At 35.6% G+C, this 12,858-nt stretch carries 17 protein-coding genes; 8 read left to right on the top strand and 9 right to left on the bottom strand.

The window, feature by feature from the left end:
* Positions 1-301: 301 nt before the first annotated feature.
* Positions 302-1,048, bottom strand: a complete 747-nt coding sequence (locus M0Q20_RS09760; RefSeq protein ID WP_295061273.1) for a response regulator transcription factor — start codon at positions 1,046-1,048, stop codon at positions 302-304.
* A gap of 116 nt (positions 1,049-1,164) precedes the next feature.
* Between M0Q20_RS09760 and thiS the strand changes: the two genes are divergently transcribed.
* A complete protein-coding gene (thiS, locus tag M0Q20_RS09755) occupies positions 1,165-1,365 on the top strand; it encodes a sulfur carrier protein ThiS (protein ID WP_295061270.1) in 201 nt (66 codons plus the stop codon).
* Here thiS and acpS read toward each other — a convergent pair.
* The 6 genes from acpS to M0Q20_RS09725 all read right to left on the bottom strand — a co-directional run bounded on the left by acpS (position 1,339) and on the right by M0Q20_RS09725 (position 5,583).
* Entirely contained in the window at positions 1,339-1,707 is a 369-nt protein-coding gene (gene acpS / locus M0Q20_RS09750) for a holo-ACP synthase (RefSeq protein ID WP_295061267.1), read from the bottom strand. The two genes, thiS and acpS, sit on opposite strands and share 27 nt — an antisense overlap.
* Positions 1,708-2,259: a flagellar basal body-associated protein FliL gene (gene fliL / locus M0Q20_RS09745; RefSeq protein WP_295061264.1), complete on the bottom strand. Its 552-nt coding sequence runs from the start codon at positions 2,257-2,259 to the stop codon at positions 1,708-1,710.
* A 77-nt stretch (positions 2,260-2,336) separates the two neighbouring features.
* Positions 2,337-2,594, bottom strand: a complete 258-nt coding sequence (locus M0Q20_RS09740) for a hypothetical protein (protein ID WP_295061261.1) — start codon at positions 2,592-2,594, stop codon at positions 2,337-2,339.
* 73 nt (positions 2,595-2,667) lie between these two features.
* Positions 2,668-4,014, bottom strand: coding sequence for a DNA repair protein RadA (radA, locus tag M0Q20_RS09735; RefSeq protein WP_295061258.1), 1,347 nt, complete (start codon positions 4,012-4,014; stop codon positions 2,668-2,670).
* Positions 4,015-4,143: 129 nt separating this feature from the next.
* Positions 4,144-5,022 carry a signal recognition particle-docking protein FtsY gene (ftsY, locus tag M0Q20_RS09730; protein WP_295061255.1) on the bottom strand — a complete coding sequence of 293 codons (879 nt, stop codon included), beginning with the start codon at positions 5,020-5,022 and terminating at the stop codon, positions 4,144-4,146.
* Positions 5,023-5,583, bottom strand: a complete 561-nt coding sequence (locus M0Q20_RS09725) for a TlpA disulfide reductase family protein (protein ID WP_295061252.1) — start codon at positions 5,581-5,583, stop codon at positions 5,023-5,025. It lies immediately after the preceding gene.
* Between the two features lie 64 nt (positions 5,584-5,647).
* Between M0Q20_RS09725 and M0Q20_RS09720 the strand changes: the two genes are divergently transcribed.
* Genes M0Q20_RS09720 through M0Q20_RS09705 form a run of 4 tightly spaced genes read left to right on the top strand, consistent with a single transcriptional unit; the run spans position 5,648 to position 9,395 of the window.
* Positions 5,648-6,229 carry a 5-formyltetrahydrofolate cyclo-ligase gene (locus M0Q20_RS09720; protein ID WP_295061249.1) on the top strand — a complete coding sequence of 194 codons (582 nt, stop codon included), beginning with the start codon at positions 5,648-5,650 and terminating at the stop codon, positions 6,227-6,229.
* 1 nt (position 6,230) lies between these two features.
* Entirely contained in the window at positions 6,231-7,799 is a 1,569-nt protein-coding gene (gene rny, locus M0Q20_RS09715) for a ribonuclease Y (protein ID WP_295061246.1), read from the top strand.
* 9 nt (positions 7,800-7,808) lie between these two features.
* Positions 7,809-8,258 carry a cytochrome c gene (locus tag M0Q20_RS09710; protein WP_295061244.1) on the top strand — a complete coding sequence of 150 codons (450 nt, stop codon included), beginning with the start codon at positions 7,809-7,811 and terminating at the stop codon, positions 8,256-8,258.
* A 6-nt stretch (positions 8,259-8,264) separates the two neighbouring features.
* Positions 8,265-9,395, top strand: a complete 1,131-nt coding sequence (locus M0Q20_RS09705) for a DcaP family trimeric outer membrane transporter (RefSeq protein WP_295061241.1) — start codon at positions 8,265-8,267, stop codon at positions 9,393-9,395.
* Here the strand turns inward: M0Q20_RS09705 and M0Q20_RS09700 are convergent.
* Positions 9,392-10,285, bottom strand: a complete 894-nt coding sequence (locus M0Q20_RS09700) for a cation diffusion facilitator family transporter (protein WP_295061239.1) — start codon at positions 10,283-10,285, stop codon at positions 9,392-9,394. The genes M0Q20_RS09705 and M0Q20_RS09700 overlap by 4 nt on opposite strands.
* 63 nt (positions 10,286-10,348) lie before the next feature.
* On the opposite strand from M0Q20_RS09700, the gene cmoB reads away from it, so the two are divergent.
* The gene (cmoB, locus tag M0Q20_RS09695; RefSeq protein ID WP_295061237.1) at positions 10,349-11,245 is read left to right on the top strand and encodes a tRNA 5-methoxyuridine(34)/uridine 5-oxyacetic acid(34) synthase CmoB; all 897 of its coding nucleotides are present in this window, start codon (positions 10,349-10,351) and stop codon (positions 11,243-11,245) included.
* Positions 11,242-11,736, top strand: coding sequence for a hotdog domain-containing protein (locus M0Q20_RS09690; protein WP_295061234.1), 495 nt, complete (start codon positions 11,242-11,244; stop codon positions 11,734-11,736). The genes cmoB and M0Q20_RS09690 overlap by 4 nt, the downstream gene beginning before the upstream one ends.
* A gap of 9 nt (positions 11,737-11,745) precedes the next feature.
* Here M0Q20_RS09690 and M0Q20_RS09685 read toward each other — a convergent pair whose 3' ends face one another.
* The gene (locus tag M0Q20_RS09685; protein WP_295061231.1) at positions 11,746-12,339 is read right to left on the bottom strand and encodes an MBL fold metallo-hydrolase; all 594 of its coding nucleotides are present in this window, start codon (positions 12,337-12,339) and stop codon (positions 11,746-11,748) included.
* A 134-nt stretch (positions 12,340-12,473) separates the two neighbouring features.
* On the opposite strand from M0Q20_RS09685, the gene nadE reads away from it, so the two are divergent.
* Positions 12,474-12,858: NAD(+) synthase (gene nadE, locus M0Q20_RS09680; RefSeq protein WP_295061228.1), on the top strand; the 385-nt coding region annotated here is incomplete at its 3' end.

Below are 12,858 nucleotides of genomic sequence, written 5' to 3'. Positions count from 1 at the left end.
ACACACTTGTATACAGGCAGTTTTAAAAACAAAAATAGAGATAGATGAATATGTGTGTAAAGATGATGAAATAAAGATTTTTTTACAAAATTTAAAAGATTGTTGGATAGAAGTAATATAAAATCGTGTTCAATATAACTGTCATCATTTTGCTACTAAAAGCGGTTATCTGCGGTTATATTAAAATTTTAAACCCCTGTTCTTAGGGCTTATAAGCGATAAATTGGGTTCTCATCCGTGTTCGAGTCACGGCGAACCCACCACTATTAAACTCCCTTAATTACCCCATTTTTGATAATCATTAATATAAACTAGGAACTATTCTGTAGCCGACTGCATAGATACTCTCAATGGAGTTTTTAGGTAATTTCTTTCTAAGTTTTGAGACAAGTTTTCTAATATTTACAATATCTAGATTCTCATTGAGAGAACTGTAGTGATTAGTTATATCTTCATTTGAATATATTAAACCTACTTTATCACTTAATAGCTGTAAAAATATTATCTCATATTTTGTTAGCGTAATGATAGCACCGTCTACTATAAGCATATTTGTATCTTTATTAAATGTAGAGGAGTTGTTTAATTTTATAACCGGATTGTCTTTTAAACTGTTCTCTCTATCTGGCTTAGCCAGCTTTTTAGAAGCATTTAAGAGGACTCTTAAGAGGTCTTGATAATCTATCGGTTTTTTAACAAACTGCTCTATACCAAGGTTAATTAACGGTAATAAGTATTTGCTATCATCATATGCTGAGACTATAATTACGATTTGATTTGGATTTATGCGGTAAAGTGTCTCTACAAGCTCAACACCGTTTATGCGTGGCATCTGAATATCTGAGAGAATAATGTCATAGTACTTAGACTCTTTTAGGTAGTACTCTTTATACATTTTTATCGCTTCTTCTCCATTAACGGCACTATGAACCTGATTAAAAAACGACTTTAATATATCCCTTGTATTATCTCTTAGATCATCGTGGTCTTCAGCAAATAAAACAGACAACTTCTTAGTGTGTGTTAACAACTCTTTTGAATTTAGCATATTAATCACTTTTTTAGTTTTTTTGATAAAATAATTATATCTTTTATTTTACCTAATATTCAAGAAAAACCAAATATTAAACAAAATAGGATATTATTTTAAAAAAAGAGAACAAAATGAAACTTATAATAAATGGAGAGGCAAAAATTTTCAATGAAGAGATGACTCTAAAGAGAGTGATTGAGGAGCTAAATTTAAGTGACAAAGTCATGGCAGCTGCTGTAAATATGGAGATAGTTAAGCAAGACAACTGGAATAGTTATGTACTAAAAGAGAGTGATCAATTAGAGTTACTTGATTTTGTTGGTGGCGGATAACTCTATAGCTACAACTGCTACAGCATAATCTCCGTCATGAGTTATTGATAGACTTAAGTCTGAAATATTGAATTTTTTTGATACCCTGTCTGATACTTTTAACTTTGGTGCACCACTTGCTGTTTTATATATAGTTATATCATGAAAACTGCACTCTGCGCCGATTCCGACTCCAAGAGCTTTTGAGCAAGCCTCTTTTGCCGCCCAAAAACCAGAAGCGGTTTTATGGTTTTTAACAAGTTCTATTTCGCTAGCAGACAAGAACCTACTGAGGGCTTTTTCACCAAACCGCTCAATAAAGCGGCTCATGCGAGATATTTTAATTAGGTCGATACCTATCATCTACTGAATGACAAACTCTGTGAAATATACGCTTTTTACATTTCCGTCTGTTATCATCGAGTTAAGTGTATCAACAATCTGCTCGGATACTTTTTGCTTCCCTTTTTTTGAAGATATCTCTTCTAAGGTTTTAGATGTTAAAATCCTGATAATTCTGTCTCTTATAACAGGAGATTTGTTATCAAGTTCAACACTTAGCTCTTTACCGTTTAACTCCAAGGTTATAGTAGCCTTTAAATAACGACGACCGGCATCACTCTTCAAGTTGACGGTAAAAGTATCAAGAGGATATAAAATACCAATCTCGCTCAATTTTCTAGAAACTTCATCATTGGCATCTCTTGTAGCTCTATATGATGTGTTTTGTTGTTGAGACTGAGAAGTACTCTGCTGCACGGCAACCTCTTTTTCATCTTCATTTAACAAAAGTATAGTAACTATAGCACCACCAATAATAATAAGCACTAAAACAGTAATGATGATAATCATCAGTAGCTTGTTTGACTTTTTCTTCTCTTCTTTATTATCTTCTTTGCTCTCTTCATCAGCCATACGCTCTTCCTTGATTTTAATTCTGCTAGTATATCAAAAAATGTATTATTTTATAAAGAACTACTTAAACACAACCATTAATCACAAATGGTTATATTTAAAGTTTTAATAATCTCTTCAAATATAGGACCTGCCTCACGATCTATATCGTCTTGATACTCAATTACTACAACTTCTCTATTGTTAGAGATATTACACGTATATGTTTCCGGTTTTGTTCTATACTTAGAAGTTATTTCATCGATTGTAGAACAAACAAGCGCACCCTCTTCTTTACCTTCATACGCAATTGAGAGTTTTGCGAACTTCTCTTCACTTCTAACTTTTGCATCCATTATGATTGTTTCCTTTAAATATTTTTAAGATTATACTATTAATAGGTTAAAACAGATTTTAATGCATAAAAAATTAGTACCACTCTAGAAGCTTTGTAACTTCATCAACAATAAATGTTTTAATGCTTGACTTCTCTAACGGTTTTTTTGATATTAATGCTTTTGAGATATTTTGCATACTTGCCTCTTTAAGCCTTGCGTCCATTCCATAGACATCTCTAACATCACCCACTAAAGAGACTTCTCCTATAAAAACAGTCTGTTTTGAAATGGCACGATTGCGAAAACTGCTGATAATAGCGGCTAAAATTGCCAAATCTGCTGAAGTTTCACTTATCTTTATGCCACCTGTTATATTGATAAATACATCATATCCGGAGAGGGGAATCTCAAGTTTTCTCTCAAGTAGAGCTAAGAGCATATTTAACCTGTTTGTGTCAAAACCTGTTGCTTGTCTCTTTGAGTTTGCAGTGTGAGACTCTGATACTAGAGCTTGAACCTCAAGTATTATAGGGCGTGAACCTTCCATCACAACAGTTAAGGCAGAGCCTGCTTGTTCTGAATTACGGTTAAAAAACCTAGACGCAATATCTGTAGCAGAGACTAAACCATCGCCTCTCATCTCAAAAACACCTATCTCACTTGTCGGTCCAAAGCGGTTCTTAAATCCTCTGAGTATTCTTAGCTCCTGAGAGGAGTCCCCCTCAAAGTACAAAACGGTATCTACCATGTGCTCTAAAACTCTAGGACCGGCGATTGAGCCCTCTTTTGTTATATGCCCTATGATAAAGATAGCTATATTTTTCTCTTTTGCTACTCTCATTAACTCAAAAGTAATCTGTCTTACCTGAGTTACTGAACCGGGTGCTGAAGTGATATTTTCAGAGTAGAGAGTTTGAATAGAGTCGATTATTATAAAATCATATTCACGGTGTTCCAACTCTACTAAAACCTGCTCTAGCCTTATTTCGCTTAGCAGATATAAAGAGTTGTGATTTGCATTTAAGCGGTTTGCACGAAGTTTTATCTGCCCGCCGGACTCTTCTCCGGTAACATAAAGAACATTTTGCCCGCTTGAGGCTATATCGCCGCCAACCTTTAAAAGAAGAGTTGATTTGCCTACACCGGGACTTCCTCCAATAAGCGTAAGAGAACCGGGAACTACACCGCCGCCAAGAACCATATCTAGCTCTTGACTCCCTGAGCTAAACCTAAATATCTCCTCCTCTTTTATATCGTTTATGCTTTGTGCTTTTGCAGGGGAATTTGAAGCGGACTTTGTCTGTTTAACAACTTCTTGTTGATGTTTGCTAAGTTCTATAAATGAGTCCCATGCTCCACAATTTGTGCACTTACCCATCCACTTTGGGGTTGTAAGACCACAATGCTGACACTCAAAAAGAATCTTTTTTTTGGACATATTTTTTAGCCTTTAAGGGGTGTTTGCAAAATTATACATAGATAGTTTTGAAGATGATAAAAATATTGCATATTGACATATTTTATATGATTATTTTAGTGTAGTAAATCTTTTTACAGAGTTATTGTATTACTCTTCTTCTACAAAAATAGCATCAAGCAAGCCATCAACAAACTCATATTTGTCAAACGGTACTAGATTCTCAGGCTGTTCACCTGTTCCGACATATAGTATAGGCAACTCTAAAGCATAAGCGATGCTAAAGACGCTACCGCCCTTTGCAGTTCCGTCAAGTTTTGTTATGATGATTCCGTCAATGCCTATCATCTCGTTAAAAGCTTTTGCTTGTGCAATTGCAGAGTTTCCCTGCGTACCGTCTATAACAAGAATAGTTCTGTGAGGTGCGCCACTATGGGCTTTATCGCAGATTCTAGCTATTTTTTTTAGCTCGTTTGCAAGATTAGTTTGAGTATGAAGTCTTCCTGCCGTATCTATGATTACATTGTCAAACTCTCTTGATTTTGCGGAGTCTATAGTATCATATGCAACTGCAGAGCTGTCATGTCCTTGCTTAGAGGCGATTATTGGGATTTCTAGTTTTTTTGCCCAAAGAGTTAGCTGCTCTATTGCGGCTGCTCTAAATGTATCTCCCGCTCCAAGAATAACTTTTTTGCCCTCATTTTTGTATCTTGCTGCAAGCTTTGAGATAGTTGTTGTTTTACCGGCTCCGTTTACTCCGACTATCAGTTCAACAAAAGGTGATGTAAACTCAGGCTCTTGGTATGTTGTGTAAGCAAGAGTAGCTAGTAGTTTTGAGCGTAAAATCTCACGAGTGACTCTGCTTTGGTATATCTCATTTAGAATTATCTCTACAAGTTCGTACTCAACATCAGCTTCAAGCAAAATATTTTCTATCTCATCTTTTGAAAATGATACTTTCTTCTTTGGAGCTACTGATTTTATAGCCTCAGCTGTCTTTGAGAGAGATTTTTTTATAAATCCAAACATCTAGTTTCCTAAAGCGTTTCTGATGTCGCTGTCTATAAACTCTTCCTCCGTAGCGCCGACATAGTAGTTAATAAGTTTTGCATTTTTGTACATAGCCATAGTTGGAATTGGAAATCTTACTCCAAGCTCTAACTCTTTTACAAGCTCATTAACAAGGTGGCGATTCTGCTCTGAATTGACTATAGCATATTTAGCACCATAAGTATCTATAAACTCTTGAAGCTTTAAATTATCAATGCCATCTTCAATAGTTACACCTATAATTACTAAATCATCTTTATACTTCTCCTGAAGTGAGGTAAGGTGCGGTGCGGCAGCACGACAAGGAGGGCACCATGTAGCAAATATATCAAAAATAATTATCTTATCGTCTGCATCTTTTAGAATAAAGCCTGTACCCTCTTTTTTAACAACATACTGCTTCTTGTCAACTCCTGTAAGTATATACTCTTTTGTTGATACCATCTCATTTGGGTTGCTGCTTTTATCTCCATCGCTTGAGCAGCCTTGAAAAAATATTACCGATATGATTGATAACGATAAAATATACTTTTTTAACATTCTCTTACCTTATTTTCTTTTTTTTGAGTAAAATTAAGCAAAATTATAGCCATAAAGATTTTATATGCCTCTTACAAAAGCAATTTTTAGACGAAATTGTCTAGAAAAAATTAAAAGTTCTCCAAAGCATAACCGTTTTTATAAAAATGCAAAGATAGAGGCTAAACTCTTTTTAGCACTTAAAAAATTTGGAAATTTGAAAAATAAAAAGATACTTTTTTACACATCTCTCCCATTTGAGGCTAATACTGCAAAAGCAATTCAAAAACTAAGAAAAAAATGTGATATTTTTGTCCCATTTATGGAAGGCGAAAGTTTTAAGATGGTACCATTTAGATTACCGCTTAAGAAGAAAAAGTTTGGTATTTATGAAGCGGGAAGAAGTTTAAGAGATATTAAAAGTGTTGATATAGCCATAGTGCCGGTAGTTGGTATTGATGGAAATTTACAAAGAGTTGGTTTTGGAAAAGGGATGTATGATCGTTTCTTTGCAAAGTTAAAAAAGAGACCGTACACGATTTTTATGCAATCAGAATTTTGTTATACAAAAGAGTTAATTTGTGATGAGTACGACATCACATGTGATTTGATTATTACGCCCAATATTACCGTGCAAAATAGAAATATGGCTAGAAAGAGGAAGTAAAATGTTAAATGAGATACTAATAGGAGGCTCAATAGCCTCTGTTAGTGGGCTTATTGGATTTTTCATCTCTAAAAAAATTACTAATGCTAATTTTGATATATATGTCGAAAAAGCAAAAGCTCAGGCAGGTGCAATCGAGAATGAGGCGCAGCTGCTTTTATATAAAGCAAATATAAAATCTCAAGAGATAGAGCTTGAAGCTAGAAAGCTTTATGAGAATGCTAAAGAAAAAGCTAAGGCAGATCTCTATAAAAGAGAAGATGATATTGTAAAAAAAGAGCAAAATTTTAAACGCTACAAGAAAAATGAAGAGAGAAGACTTCAAGATGAAGTGGCTATTTTAAAATCTAAACAAGTTGATTTAAAAAGAAATGAAAAATCTCTAAACTCACTGAAAAAAAGATATGAAGAGAAGATTGATGAGGCGCTAAATGCAATAGAGCATTGTGCAGGTATGACAAAAGATGAAGCTAAAAATGTACTGCTTGAAAAAGTTGAAGAGAAGTCTCGCGCAGACATAGCTCATGTAGTTAGACGATATGAAAATGAAGCAAAAGCTGAGGCTAAGAAAAGAGCAAACTATATTTTAGCTCAAGCAACAAGCAGATATGCCGGCGAATTTGCATCTGAGAGATTGACAAATGTGATTCACCTATATGATGATGAGCTAAAAGGGCGCATAATAGGCAAAGAGGGAAGAAATATAAAAACTCTTGAGACTCTTTTAGGAGTTGATATTATTATAGATGATACGCCAAATGCAATTCAAATAAGTAGTTTTAACCTATATAGGCGTGCAATTGCTACAAAAACTATAGAGCTTCTAATAGAGGATGGACGTATTCAGCCTGCTCGAATTGAAGAGATTTATAACAAGGTCTGCGAGGAGTTTGAGTCTGAAATATTAAACGAAGGCGAAGAGATTTTAGCTGAGTTAGATATAGGGGTAATGCATCCGGAGTTAATAAAACTAATCGGTAAGCTTCGTTATCGTGCAAGTTACGGACAAAATGCACTTGCTCATACTCTTGAAGTTGCTCATCTAGCAGGAGTCATGAGTGCTGAGATGGGTGGAGATGTAAAACTTGCAAAAAGAGCGGGGCTTCTGCATGATATAGGAAAAGCTCTAACTCATGAGCATGAAGGTAGCCATGTTGATTTGGGTGCAGCAATTTGTAATCGTTATAATGAAGATAGTGTAGTTATAAATGCAATTTACGCTCATCATGGGCACGAAGAGATTAACTCTATTGAGTGTGGTGCAGTTTGTGCAGCTGATGCTCTCTCTGCCGCTAGACCTGGAGCGAGGCGAGAAGTTTTAGAGAGTTTCTTAAAAAGAGTTGTACAGATAGAGGAGATAGCATCAGAGCATGTCGGAGTCAGACAGGCTTACGCAATTAATGCAGGGCGTGAAGTAAGGGTAATAGTTAATGCATCTCTTGTTAATGATGATGAAGCAGTTTTAGTGGCAAAAGAGATAGCTAAAGATATAGAAGAGAAGGTTCAGTACCCTGGAGAGATTAAAGTTAATGTTATCCGTGAGAGCAGGGCAATAGAGTTTGCAAAATAGGATTTTGTAATGTTTTTTAGGTATCTAATGTTAATGACTCTTCTGTTTCTCTTAAGTGGGTGTGTTAATAAAGAGCATGACAACAGTAGAGCTGTAGAACATATGATACAGAGCCAAAAGCTTCGTTTGCTGATGCGAGAGCTTGACATGGTGGTTTATGAGCGACAAAAAAGTGAATTAGACAGAGATAAAATGCGCAAAAGGTATATGTTAAGCCTAGGAGAGACTCTAAAAAAGCTCTCGGCAGATGTAGAGAGTATGCCTGAGAGTGATTTGGGACTTAAACTAAGACAAGAGGATGTTTTAGAGTATAAAAAATATGCAAAGCGCCTTACTCAAAAGGCAGATGAGATATATAATTTAGCCCAAAAATATGAGTTTGAAGAATTAAACCAAAAGTTAGAAGATGTAAAAGTGTCATGTAACGCTTGCCATAAACAGTTTAGAAAAGAGCCGTAGAATCATATGAGAATTTTACGCTTGTTAGTTTCTCTTTTTCTAGTAGAGTCACTTTTTGCAAGTGGCAGCGAGATAGAACTCAAATCTATAGATACAGTTGTTGCCATTGGAGGAAGAGTACATCTTAGCATGCTTCATACTTCTGATCAATCCTCTTTTTTTGCCGGGAAAATTGCTCTTGAGAGAGATAAAAGGAGTGATGACCTCTCTGTTAGTGCACGTGAGAGCAGAATTTGGCTAAAAACAAAAACAGCTACAGAGTATGGTGTATTGCGCACTCTTGTTGAGATAGATTTTTTAGGCGTAAAGGGAGGGAGTACAAGCAAAAATGACTACTATCCCCGTCTAAGACACGCATTTGTAGAGTTAGGTGGTTTTGGAATTGGTCAAACAAACTCTTCTTTTAACTCTATTGTAGCATTGGATACTATCTCTTTTCCTATGGATGATACGTTAGTGCGTCAATCTCTAATCCGTTATACATACGATACAAAACTGTTTTCATATGATATTTCAATAGAAGAGCCTGAGATTACTCTTTTAGATCAAAACAGCTCCAAGATAATTACAAAAGATAACCTGCCTTATGATTTTGTTTTACGCGCTAGATATTATCCTCTATGGGGGGAGCTTGGTATTGCCTTTTTATCACGCAAAATCCTCCAAGAGAATTTAGTAGAGAGTACAAAAGATTCTAAATATGGTTATGGAGTCAATGCCTCAGGGCGCATAAAAACATTTGGTTTAGATGATATTCGTTTTAATGCTCACTACGGGGAGGGCAGCGGACGTTATATTGCATATGGTGCATTTAGCGAGGGGGCAATTTCTCCAAATGGGGAAATAACTCTAAATCCTGTTTATGGCGGGCATTTAGGTTATCGTCACTTCTGGAATCAAAAACTTCGCTCTACAGTTGCTTTCTCATATGTTGCAGCAGATAATAATCTTGATATTTTACAGACAGAACTTCATAAGGTAACAAAAGAGAGTTACGCAACGCAGATAAATCTGCTTTGGGTCCCTGTTAAAAACTTATTAACAGGGGTAGAGTATGCTTGGGCAAAGAGGGAGGTTGAAAATGGCGAGAGCGGCAGGGCTAGTTTTTTAAATTTGATTTTACGGTACGATTTTTAATAACCATCCTCAATAGCATTTATCTCTGAATCGTCATATGGATCCATATGGATAAGCGTATCTACATGTTTGCTATCGAAAAGTTCTTGAAGCTTCGCTTCTAATTTATCTGAGATTAGATGTGCATCGTAGAGTGAAATACTTACATTAAAAACAATGTGAACTGAGATGAAGATGCGTGAACCGGACTCTCTTGTTTTGAGGTCATGATAGCCGTTAATGTTATTTTGGGCTTTTAAAACAGCTTCTATTTTTTCTACATCTTCTGCCGGCAAAGCAGCATCAAGTAGCATTAATAACCCCTCTTTTATGATAGGAATAGCTGAATATATCATATATATAGCAATACCCATCCCTAAAATAGGATCGATTAAGTGCTCTCCGGTATAGGAGATAAGTACAAGAGCAAATAGAATAGTTCCGTTTGAGTAGAGATCTGTTTTATAGTGAAGCGCATCTGCTTTAATTACCATATTGTTTGTTTTTTTAGCGACATGATTTAAAAAAGCGACTAAAAATGCAGTTATAACAAAAGAGGCAATCATAACGGCAATGCTTATTTCCATATACTCCATAGGTTTGTAGTTGACAATTTTTGCAACTGCCTCATAAAATATAAAGAGTGCGGAAAAAGAGATGATTATTCCCTCTATTACGGCGGCTAAAGGCTCCATCTTGTCGCGTCCAAAATGGAACTTGTCATCTGACTCTTTTTCGGCGGTATTAAGAGCAAAGTAGTTAAAAAGGGATACTGTTAAATCAAGAAGCGAATCAATAGCCGAAGCTAAAACAGCAATAGAGCCGCTAAAAATCCCAACACTCATTTTAATCAGCACAAGCAGAGCTGCTACACTAGAGGAGACAACCGTTGCTTTTTTTTCTAATCTCATAAAATTCCTTATAGCTATCTTTTGATACAATTATAATTAAAATTTTTTAAGATAAAGTATAAAATGAATATTGATAGAATAAGAGAAGATAGAGAGTCTTGGATGAAGTGGAAAAATATTGCTCCGTTGCGCAGAGCGCTAGAGACTCTCGAGGATGGTTCTTGGAGTGTTGCACTAGGCGATGAGATAGCAGTAGATGGCAATTACACAAATCTCTTGGAACTAGAGAAGATAGCGCGAAGTATGATGCCATGGAGAAAAGGTCCTTTTAAACTTTTTGACATATATATTGATTCTGAGTGGAGAAGTAACATAAAATACAATCTGCTTAGAAAACATTTTAATTTAAAAGATAGAAGAGTTGCCGATATAGGATGTAACAACGGGTATTATCTTTTTAGAATGCAAGAAGATAGACCAAAACTGCTTGTTGGATTTGATCCTTCTGCACTCTATAAAACACAATTTGATTTTATAAATCATTTTGTTAAAAGTGATATCGTATATGAACTTTTAGGCGTAGAGCATCTAGAGTTTTATGAAGAGAAGTTTGACACGATTTTTTGTCTTGGAGTTCTTTACCATAGAAGTGACCCTGTTGTTATGTTAAAGGCTCTATATAAGGGTCTTGATAAAAAAGGCGAAGTTATACTTGATACTTTTTACATTGAAGGGGATGATGAGATATGTCTATGTCCAGAGTCAACATACTCCAAGATACCAAATATATACTTTGTACCGACAATTAAAGCTCTTAAGAATTGGTGTACAAGAGCAGGTTTTAAAAGCTTTGAGATTTTAGAGACCTCTAAAACTAACAGCAGTGAGCAGAGAAAGACTGCATGGATAGAGGGTCACTCTCTAGAGGACTTTTTAGATAAAGATGATACAAGCAAGACGGTTGAGGGTTATCCTGCTCCGGCTAGAGTTTATGTGAAATTAATTAAGGATACTAAATGAGTGAGAATGAAGAGAAAGATTTTCAAGAAGATGAGAATCTTGAGATAGAGGATTATAGAGCCAAAGATGATGTACTACTAAAGACTCATGAAGAGATTAACCGAGATTTGTGCGGTGAGATAGAGAAGATGGACATAGGCTATGTAAAATTAAAACTTGTAACGACACATGAGATGATTGCCGACTCTAAGGGTTTAATCCACGGTGGGTTTATTTTTAGTGCAGCTGATTATGCCGCAATGGCTGCTGTTAATGAGAGAAATGTTGTTTTAGTGGCAAGTAATTGTCAATTTTTATCTCCTGTAAAATTTGGCGATATAGTAAATTTTGTAGCCAAGGTTCGCCATAAAGAGGGAAGAAAAAGAAATGTATATGTTACGGGGAATGTGTTAGATATAAAAGTTTTTGAGGGCGAATTTAAAACTGTTGTAACCGATAGACATGTTTTAAAGCTAAAGCTGACAGAAGATGAGGATGATGTTGATGAGTAGCAAATCTATCTAAAGATTAGCTATCCAGTAGTCGCTGTATTGTTGCTCTTGCTTTATAGTTGTTGTGTTTCCATGACCCGGATATATAGTTTTGTCATAAGGAATTTTTTTAAACTCAAAAAGAGACTCTCTCATCTGCTTTGGCGAGGAGTATGGAAAATCTGTTCGCCCAATGGAGCGTTCAAATATAAAATCACCGCTAAACATGGCATCACCTATCTCTATGGTTGAACATCCCGGTGTATGCCCGGGAAAATGACGAAATTTAACCTTTACTCCATCAAAATCAAACTCTTGGTTTGCCTCCACTTCTACATCCGGTTTTGAGGGTGGTAAATCCGGACTCCAAGAGCTGCCAGTAAGAAGCATTACGTCCTCTTTTGGGGTGTATAGGGGAACTTTTAAATTTTTTTGCAGTTGGGCATTGCTCCATACATGGTCAAAATGCCCATGTGTGTTTAAGATAGCAGTAGGGTTTGTAACATTTTGCATAACCCACTCTGTGGCGCCAATGCCAGGGTCAATAATAAAATCTTTACCCTCAACGGTTACTATATAACAGTTTGTTTGATAATCGCCCATAGGTTTTACTTTTATTTTCATTATATAACTCTTTTTTACGCAAATTGTAACCTATTAATATAAATACCTCTAGTCAATATGCAAATAAATTTTTTTATGCATAGTTACAAAACTTTGATATAATCTTATTTGTTAAAGTTCCCTAAAGGTTAGTGATGAAAAAGTATGAACTCATAACAGAGTATTTGCAATACTTCTTGGATAGTGAAGTGCAAAAAGCAGGTTTTGACAGAGTTGTTTTAGGACTTAGTGGCGGCTTAGATTCAGCTGTTGTTGCCGTGCTTGCTCAAAGAGTATTCAAAGATAATCTTTTATGTGTAAAAATGCCTTCACATTACTCTTCACAAAGCTCTTTGGATGATGCTAAGGAGCTTTGCGTTGATTTTAAATTAAACTCTATAACGGTATCAATTGAACCGATGCTAAAGGCTTATGAAGAGCTAAATACCGACATGGATAATTTAAGACGCGGAAACCTTTCTGCTAGACTTAGGATGAGTGCCCTTTTTGATATTTCAGCCAAAGAAAAAGCTTTGGTTT

Source organism: Sulfurimonas sp., assembly GCF_023229025.1.
Classification (GTDB): Bacteria; Campylobacterota; Campylobacteria; order Campylobacterales; family Sulfurimonadaceae; genus Sulfurimonas.
This window is presented reverse-complemented; position numbering and strand designations above follow the sequence as displayed.